Genomic DNA, 20228 nt, shown 5'->3' with positions numbered 1-20228 from the left:
AAAGGGACACGAGAGCGATGGCGGATAGCGATTTGAACGATGACGAGAACCGACAACCAACAACACCTGCCGACGAAGCCTTATTACGGGAATGGCTTGGCCGCGTCGTGGACCAGGATCAAGCCGCGTTGGGCAAGTTGTACGACACCTTGGTCGATCAGGTCTACGGTTTGGCGTTGCGGATCACCAGGCGGGCGCAGTGTGCTGAGGAAGTGGTACAAGATACGTTCTGGCAGATCTGGCGGCAGGCGCCGCGCTTCGATGCCGAACGCGGTTCGGTAAAAGCCTGGGTGATGACGATGGCTCGCAGCCGCGCATTGGACGCCTTGCGGCAGTTGGACGGCAATCTAAGCGAGCTGGAACCGGAGGCTCTGGTGTTGATTGAAGCCCCAGCCGACCAAATGCCGCCGGATTTACTATCAGCAGTGCAGCAAGGCCATCGCTTGCAAACGGCCCTGGCGGCTTTGGACCCATTGCCCCGGCAATTGCTGTCGTTGGCGTTTTTCCGGGGTTTGAGCCACGACGAAATCGCCGTTTGCAGCGGTTTGCCCTTGGGTACCGTCAAGTCGCATATCCGTCGGGCCCTACAGACGATGCAGCAATTTTTGACAGCCGATACCGGCGAGGTTAACTAAGCAATATGACAGACAAATTCCCGCCTTTGGATAGTGCAGACGCCACCGACTTGCAGCAACTCGAAATGCTGCTGGCAGACGGTTTGGCGCCGATTCCGGTTGCCGGCGCACGCCGCAATTCGTTACGCCAAGGCCTAATGAAGCAAGTCACGGCCAGCCTTGCCAAACAGGCCGGCTTACTCACCGTGCGCGCAGGACACGGCGTCTGGCAAGCCCTGAAAACCGGCATCCGTGTCAAACCACTCTGGGACGGCGGCCTGCAAGGCCATTCGGTGTTGATCGAATTCGCCCCCGGCGCCAGCCTGATAGCGCATCGGCACAACTGTCTGGAAGAAGGCATCGTCTTGCACGGCGATTTGCAAATGGGCGACTTGCGGCTAGGCCCCTTGGATTACCATGCAGCGCCGGCCGGCAGCCGGCACGGCGGGATAAGTTCGACGAATGGCGCCCTGGCCTATTTGCGCGGTACATCGCTGGGCGATAACCGCGAGGTATTGCGGGAAGTGTTGGGCGGTCTGCTGCCGTTTGGCAAGGCTGAGTCGTTTAGCGTGTTTACCAAGCAAATAGACGACTGGCAGGAAATAGCCCCCGGCGTCTGGAAAAAACCGCTGTGGCAGGACGGGGAACGCGAATCCAGCTTTTACCGCTTGGAGGCCGGCGCCAAATGCCCGGCACACGACCATCGTCTGGAAGAGGAATGCATGATGCTGGACGGCGATTTGTTTATCGACGACCTCTTGCTGCGCGCCGGCGACTACCAATTGGCGCCGGCCGGCAGCGCGCACCGCGAGGTCTATACCGACATTGGTGCGACGCTGTTCGTGCGCGGCGGCAGAGATTACTGAACGGTTTATCCGCGCCGGAATACCCTGGCGGCTTAGCCTTAGTTGATGTCTTGACTGTTTAAATAGTCTTCGTAATTACCGCTGAAATCGACGATGCCGTTCGGGGTCAGTTCGATGATACGGGTCGCCAGTGACGAGACAAACTCGCGGTCGTGGCTGACGAAAATCAAGGTGCCAGGATAATTTTCCAATGCCGCATTCAACGATTCGATAGATTCCATATCCAAGTGGTTGGTGGGTTCATCCAACACCATCACATTGTTTTTTTGCAGAATCAATTTGCCGAACAGCATCCGGCCCTGCTCACCACCGGAAATCACTTTCACGGATTTGTTGATTTCATCATTGGAAAACAGCAACCGCCCCAACGTGCCACGAATGGTTTGGTCGTCATCGGATTCCTTGCGCCATTGGCCCATCCATTCGATCAGCGGCATGTCTTCGGCAAAATCCTCGGCGTGATCCTGGGCAAAATAGCCGACGTCGGCATTCTCCGCCCATTTCACTTCGCCGCTGTCCGGCGTCAAATCGCCGACCAGGGTTTTTAATAAAGTCGATTTACCGATACCGTTAGGGCCGATCACCGCCACCCGCTCGCCGACCGCGATCATCATGTTCAAGTTTTTGAACAAGGGCTCCGCGCCGTAGCCTTTGGCCAAATCTTTAGCTTCCACCGCCAAACGGTACAGTTTTTTAGCTTGGTCGAAACGAATAAACGGATTGACTCGACTGGACGGCTTGACTTCGTCGAGCTTGATTTTCTCCAACTGCCGCGCCCTCGATGTAGCCTGCTTAGCCTTGGAAGCGTTCGCGGAAAAGCGCGCCACGAAGGTTTGCAGTTCCGCGATCTGGGCTTTTTTCTTAGCATTGCCGGCCAACAATTGCTCGCGTACCTGGGTCACAGCGGTCATGTAATCGTCGTAATTGCCCGGATACACCCGCAATTCGCCGTAATCCAGATCGGCCATGTGGGTGCAGACGCTGTTCAGGAAATGCCGGTCATGCGAGATGATCACCATCGTCGAATTGCGCTCGTTAAGGACGTTTTCCAGCCAACGGATGGTGTTGATGTCCAGGTTGTTGGTCGGCTCATCCAGCAGCATGATGTCGGGATTGGAGAACAAGGCTTGCGCCAACAACACCCGCAATTTCCAGCCCGGCGCCACCGCGCTCATTGGCCCGTTATGTTGTTCCAGCGGAATATCCAAACCCAGCAATAATTCACCGGCCCGGGCTTCGGCAGTGTAGCCGCCGAATTCGGCGAATACCGTTTCCAGATCGGCGGCGCGCATGTAATCGTCTTCGCTGGCCTCCATATTGGCGTAGATGGCGTCGCGCTCGGACATCGCAGCCCACATTTCGGCGTGGCCCATCATCACCACGTCCAGCACTCTTTGCTCTTCGTAGGCAAATTGGTTTTGGCGCAAGATACCCACGCGCTCGTTGGCGTCTATGCTGACGTTGCCCGAGGTGGGTTCCAAGTCGCCGCTAAGGATTTTCATGAAGGTAGACTTGCCGCAGCCGTTGGCGCCGATCAAGCCGTAACGGTTGCCGTTGCCGAATTTGACGGAAACGTTTTCAAACAGGGGCTTAGCCCCGAATTGCATGGTGATATTGGCGGTAGAAATCAAGAGAGTGTCCGAAGATTAAGAGTAAAAAGAGCGTCGCCGCCGCTTGAAGCTTGTGACGAAATAAATGAGTTGGCGCGAAAATCGGTTATTTTACCAGACTTTAATCGACGATCATTTACAGTAATGTGTCACTGACAATCCCCACATGAACACACCGCCCGCCACCACAGAACAAATTTACCCGATCTTGTATAGTTTCCGCCGCTGTCCCTATGCGATGCGGGCACGTTTGGCCATTGCCGTATCGGGAGTAAGCGTCGCGCTCAGAGAGATCGAACTCAGCAATAAACCCGAAGCCATGCTGGCCATTTCGCCGAAAGGCACGGTGCCGGTGCTGTTGTTGCCCGACGGCCGAGTCATCGAACAAAGTCTGGATATTATGCTGTGGGCCTTGGCGCAACACGATCCGCATGACTGGCTAAACCAAGCGCCGGAAGATACGCAGCGATTAATCGACTGGAACGACGGCGATTTCAAATACTATTTAGACCGTTACAAATACGCAGACCGCTATCCGGAACAAACACCAGCCGATTATCGTCAACAAGGCGAGGTGTTTTTAGCCGAGCTGGAAAGGCGCTTGCAGCGGCACAAATTCTTATGCGGCGAGTCTTTCAGCCTGGCAGATGCCGCCACGCTACCATTTATCCGCCAGTTTGCTGCAGTGGATAATGCGTGGTTTGAAAGTTCGCCGTATCCAGCCCTGCAACAATGGCTGGACACTTTTTTAAGGTCCAATCTGTTTGCAGCGGTTATGCGAAAATACCCGCCCTGGAAAACTGACGACCCGTTAGTCCTTTTCGGGTACGAGGCCGGCCTCGGCCCATTTCAATAGGTGCCCGACATGTTAAAAATTTACAGAAAAACCATCCGCATCGACGGCTCCGGCGCACATCCCCGCCTCGAGTCACCGCCGCAGAGCAAGCTATACAATCTGCTGAGCATTCCGGCAATGATCGCTGGCGCGATATTGGGCACAGTGGTGTTTTCGGCGTTTTTTGCCTTACTGCTGATTCCGGTAGCGATAATCGGCATCAGAGGCTGGTGGTTGCTGCGAAAACTTAAAAATGCGCGGGGCGACGAGCAAAGCCTGGAAGCCGAATATACAGTGGTCTCGGACACCTCAAAAAAATCCGATTCCGACTGAGGAATAACGCTCCGTTAACAACAAAAAAAGCCTCCACCTTGAGCAGGGTGGAGGCTGTGGAATGTGTAGCTTTACAACGAGGAGGTACTACGAAAAAACTTAAAATCGAACCGGTTTAGCCACTTGGATATTGCTAAACAGCGAAGCAGCGCCAAAAAACAGAGTGGAAAGAACAAACTGACCGGACAGGAAGCTGAACATACCGGTTGCAAAAAACAATCCGGTGACAATGTCTTTATACAGATTGCTTGACTGGTTCATTTTTTCCACCTTGACTGGGTTTCAGTCGATTCATTGAAGACGGTTTAACTATAAACCTTTGCTGTTTATTTACAATAAGGCATTTATTGCATTATTTGTTTCTTATTTTGAAACAAATTTAGTTGCACACCACCCTTCACCAGCCAAATTGAACCTCAACTCGGTTCAAACTTAAGCTACCGATATTGATGCAGGAGGATGTAGTCATGAGCCACCATTTAAATCTACTGCGCGCCATATTCCAGGATCCGCTTAGCGGTAACATCCATTGGCGGGAAATAGAATCGCTGTTGCATCACCTGGGCGCCAACCTGCAACCCAGCCATGGCGCGCGCTTTCGCGTGATACTGAATAATGTCGAAGGCGTGTTGCATCATCCACACCACAGCGGCATATGCACTAAACAGGAAGTCAAACATCTGCGCGAATATCTGGCAAGCGCCGGCGTCAGTCCTTCCGCGTATGAAGAACAGCGCAACAAACCACATTAGCCCAACGCCTGCCCTAAGGTTTTTAAGCATTTAACACGACCATGGTCCACAGCAAGGATTGAACAGAACGCCCGATGAAATGGATTACAAAAAGCGTATTGCTGGCGGTGTTGCTATTGCCTGTATTGTCGGGAATGGCGCTATGGCTGGCAATTGATGACAAGCCAAAATTACAAACCCGAGCCGACCTGACACCGGCACAAATTGCCCGCGGCAAATTGATTTTTCGGCAAAACGATCCGCGCCGTCTAAAATCCGGCGCGATCGCCCGAGTGGCACTGGATGAACAGGAATTGGACCTGGCGATCAATTATCTAGCCAATCAATACGCTAACGGCGTAGCGGGTTTACGGCTCTATCAAGGCCGCGCCCACATCGACGCCAGCTTGCCCTTACCTCGAAATCCTGTAGGCCAATATCTGAATTTGACGCTGGCGCTTAAGCAAACCAGTGACTTACCGGAAGTGGACCACCTGTCTTTGGGGCAACTCCGGCTGCCCGGCATGCTAGCCAAACCCTTGGTGAAATGGGCGCTCAACACCTTGCAACCGGCAGCGGATCGGCAAGCCTTCGCCGATATTGTCAAGCATGTGCTGTTTCAACCCCAGCGCCTGACGCTAACCTATCGTTGGCAAGCTGACTTGCCCGGCAAATTGCGCGGCGCCTTGCTAACGCCTGATGATCAGCAGCGTCTGCAGGCTTATCAGCGACATTTAGCGGAACTAAGCCGGACAGATAACAAAAGCCTCAGTCTCACTGATTTCAGCAAGCCACTGTTTCAGCTGGCCGCACAACGAAGCGCCAGCAACGACCCGATTCAGGAAAACCGGGCATTGATTCTGATATTGACACTTTATGCCAATCAACAGCGCCTGACGAAAATTCTCCCGGAATCCAGACTGTGGCCCCGCCCGATTTGGCGCCAAATAACGCTGAACGGCCGCGACGACCTAGCGAAACATTACCTGGTTTCGGCGATGCTGGCGGCCTATTCCGGCACCCCGTTGGCCGACGCGGTGGGTTTGTTTAAGGAAATAGAAGATTCGCGCGGCGGCAGCGGTTTTTCGTTTAACGACCTCGCCGCCGACCGGGCCGGCACGCGCATGGGCGAACAAGCTGTCGCCAGTCCGGCGCTGGCACGGAAAATCCAATCAATATTAGCCAACGCCGATGAAAATCAAATGATGCCGGCTACCGCCGATTTACCGGAATCGCTAAGCGAAGCCGAGTTTATCCGCCGTTTTGGCGGTACCGACGGCGAAGCGTACAAACAACTGATGCAAGACATAGAACGGCGTATCGCGGCCTTACCGGTGAACCGGGAATGATGGATGAGCGAAAATCTGGCTGGCCGGCGAAGCCCCCGCAAACGGTTGATGACTAACCCACGGCCACTTTTGCTCGCGCCAACAAGGCCGTAAACTCGTCGGCGGCCATCGGCTTGCCAAACAGATAACCCTGCGCCTCGTCGCAGTCGTTTCTTAACAAGTATTGCGCCTGCTGCTCGGTCTCCACGCCTTCCGCTATCACCTTGAATTTGAGGATCTTGGCGATGGAAATAATCACCATCACAATCGCGGCGGCGTCTGCGTCGTCGGGTATGTTCGCCACAAATGAGCGGTCGATTTTCAGCTTGTCGAAGGCAAACTGCTTGAGTTGGTTCAAACTGGAATAACCGGTGCCGAAATCGTCTATCGAAATTTGCAAGCCGGCTTCCCTGAGCTTGGCCAGGATAGCCCGCTTCCGTCCCGGATTGCGGATGAACAAACTTTCCGTCAACTCCAATTCCAGGTATTCGGCGGGCAAGCCGGTTTCATTGACGATGTCGATAACTTGCGCGACAAAGTCTTCCTGATCCAATTGCCGCGCCGAGACATTGACCGCCATCGTGAACGCCGGATAGCCGCTTTGCCGCCAAATTTGGCTCTGCCGGCACGCCTCGCCCAACACCCACGCACCTATCGCCTCGATCAGGCCGATTTCTTCGGCGACCGGAATGAATTGATCGGGCGGAATCAAGCCCAATTCAGGATGTCGCCAGCGGATCAGCGCCTCGGCGCCGACGATCCGCCCGGAATCCAGATCGATTTGCGGCTGGTAGTGAAGAAAAAATTCGTCGCGTTGCAGCGCCCGGCGTAAGTCGCTTTCCAGACGCAGCTTGGTCGACACGACAAATTCCATATTATCTTCATAAAAACAATAGGTATTGCCCTGCTCCTTGGCGCGATACATCGCGGTATCGGCGTGTTTGATCAGCAAACCGCTGTCGGCGCCGTCGGCGGGATACAGCGAAATGCCGATACTGGAGCTGACGTAAAACTCTTGCTCCATTAGCGCGAATGGCTGGGCGATGGCGATACGGATCTTGTCGGCGACGGCAGCAGCGACTTGCGGAGTGCTGATATTTTCCAACAGCAGCGTAAATTCGTCGCCGCCGAACCGGGACACCATATCTTCCCGCCGCACACAGCCTTGAATCCGCTCTGCCGCGGCTTTCAACAACTGGTCGCCGACATCGTGCCCCAAAGTGTCGTTAGTCAGTTTGAATCTATCCAAATCCAGAAACAGCACGGCATGCAGCTGATTTTGATCCGCGCTGACGGCGATCACCGAGTTCAGCCGGTCGATGAATTGCGTGCGATTGGCCAGATTGGTCAAGGGATCGTGGTAAGCCAGGCGATTCAAGGTCCGCTGCGTCAGGCTGGCTTCCAACAAATGCGCGATACGTTTACGCAGCACCGCGAAATGAATCGGCTTGGGAATGTAATCGTTAGCCCCTATCGAAAAAGCCAATTCCACAGAATGGTCGTTTTCCAAAGCGGTAATCATCAGTATCGGCACCTCCGCCCCATGGGGCAGCGCGCGAATTTTGCGGCAGGCCTCGAAACCGTCCATTTCCGGCATCATCGCGTCCATCAAGATCAAATCCGCCATTTGCCGCTGGCACAACGCCAGCGCCTGCCGGCCGGTGCCGGCCAAATCCACCCGGTAGCCATCTTTCTCCAAAACATCTTGCAAGGCAAACCGCATGGCTCTATCGTCGTCCGCCACCAGAATTCTGGGGCCGGCCTGCGGGACCGGGTCAGCAGCCGTTTCCGCGCCTATTTCCAAACTCAACAGTTGTTCGATGAACCGGTATTCGTCGCGCAATTGCTGCAGTAAGGCCTCGCCGTTTTCAATCTGCGCTTCAGCCGCCTGCTCTTCCAGTTGCCGGGCGATCAGCGCCAGCTTTTCTGCGCCCAGGTTGCGGCTGGCACCTTTCAGGCCATGGGCCGATTCACGCAATTGCGCGTGATTGTCCGTCGCCAGCGCCTGGGCGATTTGCTCGATTTGCGCCGGCGCGTCTTCCAGATAATAGCCCACCATCTTCACAAAACCCTGGCCGATTTCCTCGCGCAATTGCCGTAAAACCACGTGATCCAGCGCCTCCAGCGACGGCTCCGGCGAGAGCGGCTCGGCGGTCAGGTACGGCCTGCCCTCGAACCAACTCAGCAGTTTTTCCCGCAACGGCTTCAGCTTGATCGGTTTGGCCAGATAATCGTCCATCCCGGCCGCCAGACATAAATCGCTATCGCCTTGCTGAGCGTTGGCGGTCATCGCCACGATGGGCAGCCGGCCCACGGGTTCGGGCAGCAGCCTGATGCGTCGAGTCGCCTCAAAGCCGTCCATAGTCGGCATGTGGCAGTCCATTAGGATCAAATCGAAAGCCTGATGCTCCAGCCAGGACAAGGCCTCGACGCCGGAGCCGGCGATTTCGTAGCGGCAACCCAGCCGCTCCAGCATGCCCGCGGCCACCATTTGACTGGCACGGTTGTCTTCGACGATCAATATCCGCCGCCCGAGCACGACGCTTTGCTCGACCTCGGGCGCCAAGTCGGACGCGGGTTCCTGATAATCCTGACCGGCGGTTAATATGAAATCGTACAGTTTGGAAACCTGTACCGGTTTCGCCAACTGCGCGGCCACGTTTGGCAAGCGCGGCAGATTGACGGCATTAACGGGGTCGGACAGCAACACGATTTTGACATCGGCCAGCGCCGGATCGTCAACGATCATATCCACCCAAGTGGCATCGCCGGCATCTCTCAGATCGATGATGACAAAATGATACGCCTGGTCTTGATCATTGGCGGAACGCAACATATCCACGGCTTTGATGCCGTAGCCGCTATGCCGGTAGTGAATTTTCCAACGCGCCAGACTTTGCGCCAAAAACTGGCGCATTTTGTCGTTCTCGGTCACGACCAATATCCGCAGATTGGCGAAATAGGCTTGCCGAGCCTCAGAGATGCCCTCGGTACCGCGCGGCGGATTGAAGGGTACGGTAAACCAGAACGAACTACCTTGCCCTTCCCGGCTTTGGACGCCGATTTGCCCCCCCATCAGTTGCACCAACTGCCGGCAAATCGCCAATCCCAGGCCGGCGCCTTCGTAATGACGGGTCCTGGAGCCGTCGGCCTGGACAAAGGCATCAAAAATACTGGTTTGTGCCGCCTCGGGTATACCCATCCCGGTATCGGTCACGCAAAACCGCAACGGGATGGTATCGCTCTCCGCCGCTTCGGTGTGCACATCAATGGTGATGCCGCCTTGTTCGGTAAACTTCAGCGCATTGCCTACCAGATTAATCAGCACCTGCCGCACCCTGGACGCTTCGCCGTTCAACACCAGCGGTATATCGTCGGCTAGCGAGTAGGTGAGCTGCAGATTTTTTCGGTGCGCCTGCGCAGACATCAATTCCACGACTTCGTCCAAGGTTTCGTAAAGCACGAAGTCAACCGGCTGCCGCTTCATCATGCCGGATTCAATGCGCGAGAAATCCAGAATATCTTCGATTAACTTCAACAGTGCTTCGCCGGCGTTGCGGGCTACCATCGAGTATTCCAGTTGCTTCGGCGTCAACCCCATGTCCTGCAGCAACTCCAGCATACCCAGTACCGCATTCAGCGGCGTGCGCAGTTCGTGGCTGACATTGGCGGCAAACTCGCCCTTCAGGCGCGCCGATTCCAAAGCCGTGTCACGAGCCCGCTCCAACTGCTTTTCCCGGGTTTCCAACACCGCCATCATGGTGTTGAAGGCTTCACCCATTTCGATGATGTCGCGCGACCCGCTCAACCGGGCCCGCACGTTTTTCGCGCCGGCCGAGGCCTTACGCATCCTCAGCGCCAGTTGTTGAATCGGCAAAGTCAAGCGCCGCGACATCGCCAATAAAAACAGCAGAAACACCGTGGCCGAGCCGCTGGAGGCCATCAAAGTGGTCCAGCGAATTTTTTCTTTCATGACATTCAGCGATTGCTTGCCCATCACCAAGCGCACGTAGCCGACCAATTCCGGCGTCGGCGTTTGCGCCTCGAACGGTGACGCCTCTTGCTCCGCGGTGTTACGCGCGTATACCGGCGCGGCAAAATACCAGGCTTGTTCGTTCTCATGCACCAAGGCCAGGGATTCCGGCCAGCGCGCCGCGTCGGCAGCGGGCATGGCCGGTTCGCCGCGTTCGAATAAGGGCTCCAGGGCGTTGTTGTAAATGGCTACGCCGTGCACATCGGGAAACGCCAGGAAGCGTCGGGCCGGCTCCTCGGCGTTCTCCCGGCTGGCATACAGCAAAGCCAGCGTGCTCTGTGCCGCAAAGGCTTCCGTGGATTGAAGGCCTTGGGCGACCCATTTATCGCGGACGATGTAGTAAGACAGCGTGGAAATGCCGAATGCCGACAGTATCGAGATCACTACCAGACCGAAACAAAAGGTCACGGCCAGCTGTTGCAGGAAGCTCGCCCGCTTGAACCTGGGCCATCGCAAACGCTTCATTGCGTTTAAGGGACCGGGAAAACCATCGCGAATTCGCGGCGTGTCTGACTGGAAAAACGCAAACCCAGATGTTCCGCGGTGCGTAAATTAACGGCCACCAGCAAATCCCGCAGCAATTCGACCGATTCGAACTTGCCGCCCGCCTGTACTTGCTGGACGGCCAGACCGGCCAAACTGCGGCCCATGCTGAAATTGTCCGGGTATAAGGAAAATAATGCCCCTTTGCGCACATGGTCGAGATTGCTGGAAAACACCACGAAATTTTTCTCCCAGGCTTCGCGCAGTACTTCCGGTAACAAGGATTGCTCGTCCATGGCGGCGTTTTCGCGCGGCAGCCAGAGGGCAATGGAGTTGTCTTTAATCTCCAGCAAAATCTGCCGGAACTGATCCGAGGAATCGTGTAAATTGCCGGTCGGTTGCGCCACCAGCGTCAAGCCACGTTCCAGAGCCGCCCGTCCGGCACGCTCGATCTCCCAAGCGGTTTGCCGAGGATCGTAGATCACGGTAATTTTTTTCACCTCCGGCACCAATTTTTTCAAATGGTCGAACATCGCTTCCGGGGCCGGCGTCAGACTGATACCGGCCAAACCTTGCACTTCGTCCGGCCGGATCATGGTCGCCCCTATCACCACCGGAAATTGGGAAGATACCGATTTAGCGACCGCCAAACCGGCGCGGCCCAGAGTCACGACCACATCGATCCTGTCGCTTTTCAGGTCCTGAATCAATTTTTCGACCGACTTGTCGCGCTCACTCAGCAGGTAATGCCCAACCGGCTTACCCAGCTCCTGTTCCATACCGCGCGCGATCTCCATGAACACCGAGCGGTAGGGCTCGCGCACATCGGGATAAACGATGGCAACGGTCGGCGCTTGCGCCCAGGCGCCACCGCAAAAAGGCCACAGCAGACATAAGGCCAACCCCAGCTGAAAAAATAGTCTATAGAACAAAATGACTCCCGAACTACGGTGTAAGCAAGACCCAAGCAACGGCGCCTCGGCTAAAAATGAAGACTGATTTCGCCGTAAAAACTGCGCGGCGCCAACGGCAAATCGTTGGGAATGGCGGCCGGATTGCCGGCCAGACTGGGTTCCCGGGCACTGACATCAAACAGATTGCGCACCGAAAACGCCACTTCCAGATGCTTGGCCAAATTCTGCCGGCGTAGCGTCACATCCACCCAAGTATAATCCGCGACCGGCTTGCGGGTATCGCCGAAACTACGGTCGCGGCCCACTATCCATTTCGCTTGCGGACTGAGCTGCCAATCCGGCAAAAACTCCCAATTCAGACGCAGATAGACCTGATGGTGCGGCGCATACCCGCTATCACGATCCAGAGCCTGGTCGCGGCTACGTTGATAGGCGTAGTTGCCGATAATTTTCAAAGTGTCGGCGGCCTGCCATTCCGCTTCCAGTTCGGTGCCGTAGCCTTGCTGGACACCGGTATTTTGCGCCGTCGAAGTGGTGGCATTGGCATCCGGTACAAAACGGATGATGTCCTTCCACCAGAAGTTAAAGAAATTCAAACCCAGGCGCAGGCTGTCCGTCGGCCGATAGTCGAAGCCCAGCTCGACGTTTTCCATGGTTTCCGGGCGTAAGGCGGCATTGCCGAGTTGCGCCGGGTTGTTGATGATATACATTTCTTGAAACGACGGCGCCCGAAACGCCGAACCGTACATCAGTTTTGCCGTTAAATCGTAGCGGGCTTCCCAGATCAAGGCCGCGCGCGGATTGAAGGTATTGCCGAAGTCCGAATAGCGGTCGTAACGAGCACCGGCGGTCAAACTCCAGTCGTTGGCAAAATTCCATTGGTCTTGTAAAAACAGGTATGCCACTTTCCTATCCACTTCCGGAATGAAGGTCGCGGAGGTGCCGGAAACGTCGGTCAGCGGAATCCCCGGCAGCGACGGTATCGGCGCGCCGGTGGCGGGATCGATACCAAAATTCTGACTGACCCGTGCCTTGAACAGGCTGTCGTAATTAAAACCGATGCCGCTGCGTAACTGATGTCCCTGAAAACCGCCGTAAGCAAAGGTCTGGCTGATGCGGACATGGCGTTCCCACACCTCAGGGTTGCCGATGTAACCATTGGGAAACGTCACCGGCGCGCCGGCGCCGATCTGGCCGTTGGCGCCGATAGGCAAGGTAGTGCCGGCCGGAAATAGCGTCAGATTGCGCTCGATTTCCTGACTGGTTTCGAAATAGCTGGCTTGCGTCGTCAAATCCCAGTTTTCGATGTCGGCGTTATGGTAAGTGACGTCGGCGTTCCAACGGTCGCTGGCATAACGGTTGACCGGGTCCAGGGCTTGCGCGATACCGGAGCCGTTGCCGAAATCGCTGCGGTGTTGCAGCCCGCCGCGAAACCGCCAATGGCCGCGCGACAAATCCAATCGGGCGTCGAGATTGTCGCGCGACATGTTCAACGGCCCCGGCGCCAGCGAAGCGCGGGTCCCCAACAAGCTATCAAACTGGCTTTGTAGGTCGGCATCGACGTTGGCGTCCTGCCCGGCAGTCTTGTGGTATTCGAAAGCCAAGGCAACGTCAAAACCGGCCCATTCGCCGCCATGCAAGGCCCAGCCGTCATAGGTATCGAAGCTTCCGACCCGGCCGCCGACCTCAGTACCTTCAATGTCCTGTTTGGTTTTGGTGATGACGTTGATTACCCCGGCGAAGGCATCGGCACCGTATACCGCCGATCCCGGCCCGCGCACAATTTCGATACGGGCGATGTCGCGGATCGGCATGCCGCCCCACACCTCGCTGCGGCTGCCGGTATAGGAATTGGTGATCGGGATGCCGTTAATCATCATCAGCACTTGCTGATTGAACTGCGAATAAATGCCGCGAAACGTGTAAATCGGGTTATAGCCTATCGTGTTGCGTTCGACGTGCAGGCCGGGCACGCTTTCCAACGCTTCGTCTATGTCGGTGGCGCCTATTTGTTTGATGTCGTCGGCCGTGATAACGGTGGCAATCGACGGGGCTTTGGAAATCGGTTGTTTGTAACCGCTGGCGATACTGACCATATCCTCGGTGCCGTAGATTTGCGACAAAGCTCTTTCTTCCTCTTCCGTGGAAACCGGTTGCGCATGCGTGGACGCACTGATCAGGCAAGCGCAACAAGTGACAAACAGCGGGCGGACCAACATGGCTAACTCCAGTTTGGAATTCTAGTTATTTCGGAAGTTATGCATTAACACTGGGGCTAATTTTGCCGAAGGATACCAAGGAGCGGGCGATGTTTGTTAATTTTCAGCCTATCGATTAACTCAGATCAATTCTTCCAGGTTTTCCGGCACAGCCGAAAGGATAGCAGAGACAAGCAAATTCGGGCCGGCGATACCGATGGGCAGGCTAGCGAGTGTGGGGTGACCCGGCCCTGTTTGCCGCAGGCGCGGGGGACCGGCCACCCTCTTCCACCCGGCTGTTCCGGGCGCAGCTAACAGACTCGGCTTGATCGGTATTTGCGGATTGCCCGATTAACAAGGCCACGATAACCCCCGCCAATATGCAGGACACGCCCTTCCAGAACGCCGCCGGATTGCGTTCCAGCAATGCCGGACCGGTTTTGGTCAAAAACGCCGGATTGGGATGGCGTAAGTCAAAAATGAATTCGGATAAATCTTCGTAGCGCTTATACGGATCGGAATGCGCGGCCTTGCGAATCGCATCATCCACCCAGCTCGGAATATCCCGGTTGCGATACAAAGTAGCGTCGTAATTGAGTTTGTTTTGGGCGGCCCTGGATTTGCATTTGGCCACTTCCACGCCATAAGGCAATTTGCCGGTCAGCATTTGATAGGTAATCACCGCCAGGGAAAACTGCTCCGAGCGCACCGTGCCCGGCTCGCCGAGGAAATACTCGGGTGCGGTATATTGCGCGGTACCGAGAATAGCATTGCCGCCGATGGGTGCGCCCATCTCCATGACGCCGGCTACCCTAGTTGAACCAAAGTCGATGATTTTCACGGTGCCGGTGCTGTCGATCATTATGTTGTCCGGCCGCAAATCCTGATGCAGCATTTCCAGCCTATGAAAGCCGCGCAAGCCCTTGGCGATTTGTTCGATGATGCCGCGCACGGTTTCCAGGTCCGGTTGCGAATGATCGATCATCCATTGCTTCAGGGTCTGGCCGTCGATGAACTCGGTCGCCACATAAAGAAAATTACGTTTGCGCGTCTGGGCGCACGGCTGCAACACATGGGCGTTATTGATGCGCCGGGCAATCCAATCCTCCATCAGAAAGCGCTCCAGATACGCCGGATCGCCGCGCAAATCGATGGACGGGGTTTTAAGCACCACCTGCGCCTGGGTGTCGTTGTCCACCGCCAAGTAGATATGGCTGCGGCTGCTGGCGTGTAGCTGCCGGACGATGGTGTAGCCGTCGAATTCCATCCTGGCGTCCAACGGCGGTGGAAACGGCAAGTCGGTTAAAGACTGATACAACTCGTTGGCGCTGGGTAGCGGCAGTTGGTCGATACGCACAATCTGCACGGTCAGATTATCGCTGCTGCCATTTGCGTAGGCCGCCTCGACGATGGCTTTCGCCGCAACGTCCAGATCGTCGCCGGCTTGCAGGATAGTTTGGGTAACGAAGCGCGGGCTGACGTATTCGTAGACGCCGTCGGTCGCCAGCACAAAGATGTCGCCCAAGCTGACAGTCAGCGTTTGATAGTCGATTTCCAGATGCGAATCCATGCCCATGGCCCGGCTCAGGTAACTTTTTTCCTGAGACAGCCACAAACGGTGGTCGTGGGTCAGCTGTTCCAGTTCGTCGCCGCTTACCCGATAAATCCGCGTGTCGCCCACAGAAAACAGATGCGCGGTGGTGGATTTGATCACCAGCGCGCTCAAGGTGCAGACATAGCCGCGATCCATGTCATAGCAATCGCGGCTTTGCCGGGTTTGCGCATACAGCCAGGAATTGGTGGCCGTCAGCACCCGTTGCACCGACTTCTTCACCGACCAAGCTTCCGAGGTGCAAAAATAATCCGCCAAAAACCCGGTCACCGCCGCCTGACTGGCGATGTGGCTAACCTCGCTGCTGCTGATGCCGTCAGCTAAGGCTATAGCAATGCCTTTGGCGCTTAACTGCGGTTCCTTGGCGATATACATGCCATGAAAATCCTGATTTAGCGGTTTGCGGCCCTTGTCGGAAAATTGGCCGACGGTGATGCTTAGTTTCCCGGACATGACTTACAGCAAAACAGCCTCAGTAACTCTTGTAAGGCAGAAATTTCCCGCTCATGACGATTTTGACCCGGTCGCCTTTCGGATCGGGTTCACGCTGCAAATCCATACTAAAGTCGATGGCGCTCATGATGCCGTCGCCGAATTCTTCATGGATCAAAGCCTTAAACGTAGTGCCGTAGACATTCACCAGCTCGTAGAAACGGTAAATCAATGGATCGGTCGGCACAGCGCTGGGCAACGAACCTTTGTACGGCACCACTTGCAGTTGGGCGATAGCCGCGGGCGGCAGCTCCAGCAACGCACCAATGATCGCGGCTTGTTCGGCATTCAGGGTCATCTGCCCCAGCAATGCAGCGGTGGTCCACTCCTTACTTAACCCAATCGCTTCAGCCAGTTGTGCCCAGCTCAATTGCTTGGCCAGTTTTTGCGTAACGACCAATTCGGTCACTTCGTTGCGTGTCATGTTTAACTCCTTAGCTAGGTTAACAGCGAGAAAAAACCCCGTGCTCAGCGGCATCGGGGCCGGATCGCTTGGCGCTTAGTTGAAAGAGCGCTTCGGCGCAGTTTTGACATGCGTGGAATACAGCGTCAAACCGGTAAACGCCAAACCGCCGACCAGATTACCCAACACGGTGGGGATCTCGTTCCAGACAAAATAATCCATGATCGAAAAATTGCCGCCCATGATCAAACCTGAGGGAAACAAAAACATGTTCACCACCGAATGCTCGAAGGTCATGCCGAAGAACAGCATGATCGGCATCCACATTGCGATCACCTTACCGCTGACCGAGGTGGAAATCATCGCCCCGACCACGCCGGTGGATACCATCCAGTTACACAGCATGCCGCGGATAAAAATGGTCAGCCAGCCGGCAATGCCGTATTTGGCATAGCCCAGGGTTCGCGCTTCGCCGATGCCGGCCAGTTTTTTACCGACGGCGTCCGGTTCCACGGAGAAGCCATAAGTAAAGACCACCGACATCATCACCGCCACTGTCAACGCGCCGAGAAAATTGCCTAAAAACACCAAGCCCCAGTTTCTGAGCACGCCGCTCAACGTCACCCCGGCGCGCTTGTCCAACCAGGCCAGCGGCGTTAATACGAACACGCCGGTCAGCAAATCAAACCCCAATAAATACAACATGCAAAAACCGACCGGGAACAAAATCGCCCCAAAGATCGGCGAGTTGGTTTGCACGGTAATCGACACCGCAAATACCGCCGCCAAAGCCAGGATCGCCCCGGCCATGTAAGCGCGGATTAACGTGTCGCGGGTAGACATGAAAATTTTGGATTCACCGGCATCGACCATTTTTGTGACGAATTCCGAAGGGATCAGATAGGACATAACTCACCTTTAAATTGTGGGAACGACTTGAATGTCGGTGGTTATCAAGCACCGACATTCGTTTGATTAAGCCTGTATGCGCAAGCTAAAGCTCCCTTGGAAACGGCGTGTTTGTGGTCAGCGAAAGTCCTGAAGGGATAAAAGCAGGACAACGGCCGAGCAAACAGTATTGCGGGTTATAAAACCAGCAACGTTTCAACGCCGTTGTTGAAGGGAACCGAGGGTGCGCCATTGCACCGGGAAAATTGCAGCACGGATTGTGCCAGCGCTTTGAATGCAGCCCAACCAAGCTTTGCGCTGCCAACCTCAGCAAGCTAAATCAGCATCGCGCACCAAAACGGACTGCCACCGCACCAAAACAGGAAAACACCAATCTGAGACAAGCCCGAAGACAGATGCGAAGCCAATGCCAGCAATCAGCTTCCAGCAACCGGCCCCTTGCGGCTATTTTCAGCAAAAACACCGAGTAGCGGCTATGCTTCGCCGACGATTATCCAGCATCTAATTCCATCGCCCTATTTAGCCGAGCCCATGCCATCGTCGTCGCTTAATAAAAAACTGGTTCTTACTTACAGCGCTTGGAGACAACTACTTGCGCTACTGGGATTAGCGCTGGCCTTCCTAATGGCTTGGGCGGGATTTCTAAGTAACTTTTTCATCGTCGAAGTTATTTTTATTTTATTCGGCGCGTATGCTGCTTGGGCGCTGCTTGGCATCATCTCGACTCAATCGATTACGCTGTATCCCGACAAAATCGTCAAACACAGCTGGCTCGGCCAAACTACTATTCCAACCCATGCCTTGCTGGTGGCTGATAGCCAAGATCAAGGAAATGCGAAATCCTGGCGCTTTTTTCACGGCTCCAACAAAAACCAACGTGAGTCCATTCAAATAGCAGGCAATTTTTTGTCGGCGGAGCTGCGACTATGGGTGGATTCGTATCGACGTAACATCTATCGGCTCGGCAGCTTTTCCAGCAGCCCGCTGAGTAGCAACAGCGCTGTCTGCGTGGAGTTCGATAAAGCGGTGTCGTCCTTTCGTTTCATGGCCGTGCAGACCGGCGTCTATCTGCTGGTGTACGTGATTTATGCAACGATGCTGCACTGGCAATATCCGCTATTTGCCGGTTACGCGCCCCAATTGCCGGCCTGGCCGGTGCGCTTGTTGTTTGTTGCCATCGCCTTGGCGGCCTATCCGTTATTGCAAACGCTGGCCAAGCCGCCCATCGGCGTTTCGAACTATACGGTGCGCGTGGCGCTGGCCCAGCAACGAGCCTTCCGCTCCGCATTAATCGCCAATGGCGTGGCCTGGTTGGGCTTACCGCTGTTTCTGCTGTGCGGAAACAGGCTGGACTTTTATCTGCTGTTGTCGATAGGCGCGCTTTATCACTACGACTTCTATCCCCGGCTATCCACCTGGGAAAGCGTGTTGCAAGCCGCACCGGAAACCCGGCCGGTGCAAGCGGCAGTCCCTCGGCGTTCCATGCAGGTGTCACTGGCTTTGTTGGGCGGCTTATCGTTAGCCAATTATCACGCCAACCCCGACGATTTTCGGATCCGCCAACAAGATTGCGTCGACGACCAGGGCAACCCGATTGAATGCCGAAGCAGCGGTGGCCACGGCGGCGGCTCGAGCTCCCGTTATAGCGGCAATGGCAGCGCGGACAGCCATAGTTCGGTTAGACGCGGCGGCTTTGGCTTCTTCGGCGGTTCGCACAGTTCCTTCGGCGGCTAAGCATGCAACGGATCGAGATAAGGCCCCGCGCCGATTGGCAACAGCGGGTCGAAGCCGTGGGGATGAATTATCACACCCTGGACGGCGATGTTTATTGGGACGAATCGGCCTGCTACCGCTTCACGGCCAGCGAGATCGATACTCTCGATGATGCCACCGCCGAATTGCATACACTGTGTCTACAAGCCGTGCAAGCCATCATCGACCGCAATCTGTTCAACAAACTGCTAATTCCGGACTGGGTCGTGCCCTATATTGTCGACTCCTGGGAACGCCGCGAACCCAACGTTTACGGCCGCTTCGATCTGGCCTGGGACGGTATCGGCCAACCCAAACTGCTGGAATACAACGCCGACACACCCACCGCGCTACTGGAAGCGGCAGTAGTGCAATGGTTCTGGTTGCGGGATTGCAATCCGGATGCCGATCAATTCAATTCGATACACGAAAAACTGCTGGTCTTTTGGCAACTGTACCGGCAGCGCCAGCCCAGCCTGCATTTTGCCGGCGTTGATAGCAGCGACGAAGACAGCGGCAATCTGGAATATCTGCGCGATACCGCTGTACAAGCCGGCCTGCAAACCCAACGTCTGGCTATCGAACAAATCGGCTGGGACCCCAGCCGGCAACGCTTTGTCGATCTGCGCAATAACCCCATTGATGCGCTGTTCAAACTCTATCCCTGGGAATGGCTGTTGCAAGAAGAGTTTGGACCTTACCTGCCGCAAGCCCAACCGGCGATGCTGGAACCGCCCTGGAAAATACTGCTCAGTAACAAAGGCCTGTTGCCGATTTTGTGGGAGCTGTTTCCCGAGCACCCCAATTTGCTGGAGGCCAGCTTCGCCGATAAACCCTTGTTGGGCAATTACGTGCGCAAGCCGCTGTATTCCCGCGAAGGCGCCAATATTCAGATTCGCCACGGCGCCAGCCTCGTCGAAACCGGCGGCAGTTACGGCGGCGAGGCCTGCATTTATCAACGCTATACCCCGCTGCCCGAGTTTGCCGGCAATTTCCCGGTGATCGGCTCCTGGATCATCGCCGATCAACCGGCCGGCATCGGCATCCGGGAAGACAAAACCGAAATCACCGGCAACAATAGCCGCTTCATCCCGCATTATTTCGTCGAAAATTGA

Annotated in this window: 15 protein-coding genes and 2 pseudogenes; 9 read left to right on the top strand and 8 right to left on the bottom strand. The window is 55.6% G+C overall.

What is annotated here, in order from left to right; all coding sequences use genetic code 11:
- The first annotated feature begins 17 nt into the window (after positions 1-17).
- The 3 genes and pseudogenes from ACWAU0_RS13595 to ACWAU0_RS13585 form a co-directional block, all read left to right on the top strand.
- The gene (locus ACWAU0_RS13595) at positions 18-635 is read left to right on the top strand and encodes an RNA polymerase sigma factor (RefSeq protein ID WP_458136988.1); all 618 of its coding nucleotides are present in this window, start codon (positions 18-20) and stop codon (positions 633-635) included.
- 5 nt (positions 636-640) lie between these two features.
- Positions 641-1072: pseudogene (locus ACWAU0_RS13590) on the top strand (cupin domain-containing protein); the annotation flags it as partial.
- A 192-nt stretch (positions 1073-1264) separates the two neighbouring features.
- A pseudogene (locus ACWAU0_RS13585) lies at positions 1265-1480 on the top strand (cupin domain-containing protein); the annotation flags it as partial.
- A 38-nt stretch (positions 1481-1518) separates the two neighbouring features.
- Here the strand turns inward: ACWAU0_RS13585 and ACWAU0_RS13580 are convergent.
- Positions 1519-3111: an ABC-F family ATPase gene (locus tag ACWAU0_RS13580; protein WP_458136987.1), complete on the bottom strand. Its 1593-nt coding sequence runs from the start codon at positions 3109-3111 to the stop codon at positions 1519-1521.
- 145 nt (positions 3112-3256) lie between these two features.
- Here ACWAU0_RS13580 and ACWAU0_RS13575 point away from each other — a divergent pair, with 145 nt between their 5' ends.
- Together ACWAU0_RS13575 and ACWAU0_RS13570 are read left to right on the top strand one after the other, a co-directional pair.
- The gene (locus tag ACWAU0_RS13575) at positions 3257-3946 is read left to right on the top strand and encodes a glutathione S-transferase (RefSeq protein ID WP_458136986.1); all 690 of its coding nucleotides are present in this window, start codon (positions 3257-3259) and stop codon (positions 3944-3946) included.
- A 9-nt stretch (positions 3947-3955) separates the two neighbouring features.
- Positions 3956-4258, top strand: a complete 303-nt coding sequence (locus ACWAU0_RS13570; RefSeq protein WP_458136985.1) for a hypothetical protein — start codon at positions 3956-3958, stop codon at positions 4256-4258.
- Between the two features lie 99 nt (positions 4259-4357).
- Here the strand turns inward: ACWAU0_RS13570 and ACWAU0_RS13565 are convergent, their stop codons facing one another.
- Positions 4358-4519, bottom strand: a complete 162-nt coding sequence (locus ACWAU0_RS13565) for a hypothetical protein (protein ID WP_458136984.1) — start codon at positions 4517-4519, stop codon at positions 4358-4360.
- 206 nt (positions 4520-4725) lie between these two features.
- On the opposite strand from ACWAU0_RS13565, the gene ACWAU0_RS13560 reads away from it, so the two are divergent.
- Positions 4726-5010, top strand: a complete 285-nt coding sequence (locus ACWAU0_RS13560; RefSeq protein WP_101054980.1) for a hypothetical protein — start codon at positions 4726-4728, stop codon at positions 5008-5010.
- A gap of 74 nt (positions 5011-5084) precedes the next feature.
- A complete protein-coding gene (locus tag ACWAU0_RS13555; protein ID WP_458136983.1) occupies positions 5085-6338 on the top strand; it encodes a hypothetical protein in 1254 nt (417 codons plus the stop codon).
- A gap of 52 nt (positions 6339-6390) precedes the next feature.
- Here the strand turns inward: ACWAU0_RS13555 and ACWAU0_RS13550 are convergent, their stop codons facing one another.
- The 6 genes from ACWAU0_RS13550 to ACWAU0_RS13525 all read right to left on the bottom strand — a co-directional run bounded on the left by ACWAU0_RS13550 (position 6391) and on the right by ACWAU0_RS13525 (position 17361).
- The gene (locus ACWAU0_RS13550) at positions 6391-10815 is read right to left on the bottom strand and encodes an EAL domain-containing protein (RefSeq protein ID WP_458136982.1); all 4425 of its coding nucleotides are present in this window, start codon (positions 10813-10815) and stop codon (positions 6391-6393) included.
- 5 nt (positions 10816-10820) lie between these two features.
- Complete coding sequence (locus ACWAU0_RS13545) at positions 10821-11765, bottom strand: ABC transporter substrate-binding protein (RefSeq protein WP_205450872.1); 945 nt, start codon at positions 11763-11765, stop codon at positions 10821-10823.
- Positions 11766-11815: 50 nt separating this feature from the next.
- Complete coding sequence (locus tag ACWAU0_RS13540) at positions 11816-13966, bottom strand: TonB-dependent receptor plug domain-containing protein (protein WP_458136981.1); 2151 nt, start codon at positions 13964-13966, stop codon at positions 11816-11818.
- Positions 13967-14171: 205 nt separating this feature from the next.
- On the bottom strand, positions 14172-16010 hold the full coding sequence (locus ACWAU0_RS13535) for a bifunctional protein-serine/threonine kinase/phosphatase (protein WP_458136980.1): 1839 nt from the start codon (positions 16008-16010) through the stop codon (positions 14172-14174).
- 19 nt (positions 16011-16029) lie between these two features.
- On the bottom strand, positions 16030-16473 hold the full coding sequence (gene cynS, locus ACWAU0_RS13530) for a cyanase (protein ID WP_101054970.1): 444 nt from the start codon (positions 16471-16473) through the stop codon (positions 16030-16032).
- Positions 16474-16548: 75 nt separating this feature from the next.
- Positions 16549-17361 carry a formate/nitrite transporter family protein gene (locus ACWAU0_RS13525; protein ID WP_033155490.1) on the bottom strand — a complete coding sequence of 271 codons (813 nt, stop codon included), beginning with the start codon at positions 17359-17361 and terminating at the stop codon, positions 16549-16551.
- A 531-nt stretch (positions 17362-17892) separates the two neighbouring features.
- Between ACWAU0_RS13525 and ACWAU0_RS13520 the strand changes: the two genes are divergently transcribed.
- Together ACWAU0_RS13520 and ACWAU0_RS13515 are read left to right on the top strand one after the other, a co-directional pair.
- Entirely contained in the window at positions 17893-19095 is a 1203-nt protein-coding gene (locus ACWAU0_RS13520) for a hypothetical protein (protein ID WP_458136979.1), read from the top strand.
- Positions 19096-19097: 2 nt separating this feature from the next.
- Positions 19098-20228, top strand: coding sequence for a glutathionylspermidine synthase family protein (locus tag ACWAU0_RS13515; RefSeq protein WP_458136978.1), 1131 nt, complete (start codon positions 19098-19100; stop codon positions 20226-20228).

It is taken from the genome of Methylomonas sp. Uni0009 (assembly GCF_054188105.3).
Note: the sequence above shows the minus strand (reverse complement) of the source record. Positions and strands in the feature narration are given on the sequence as shown.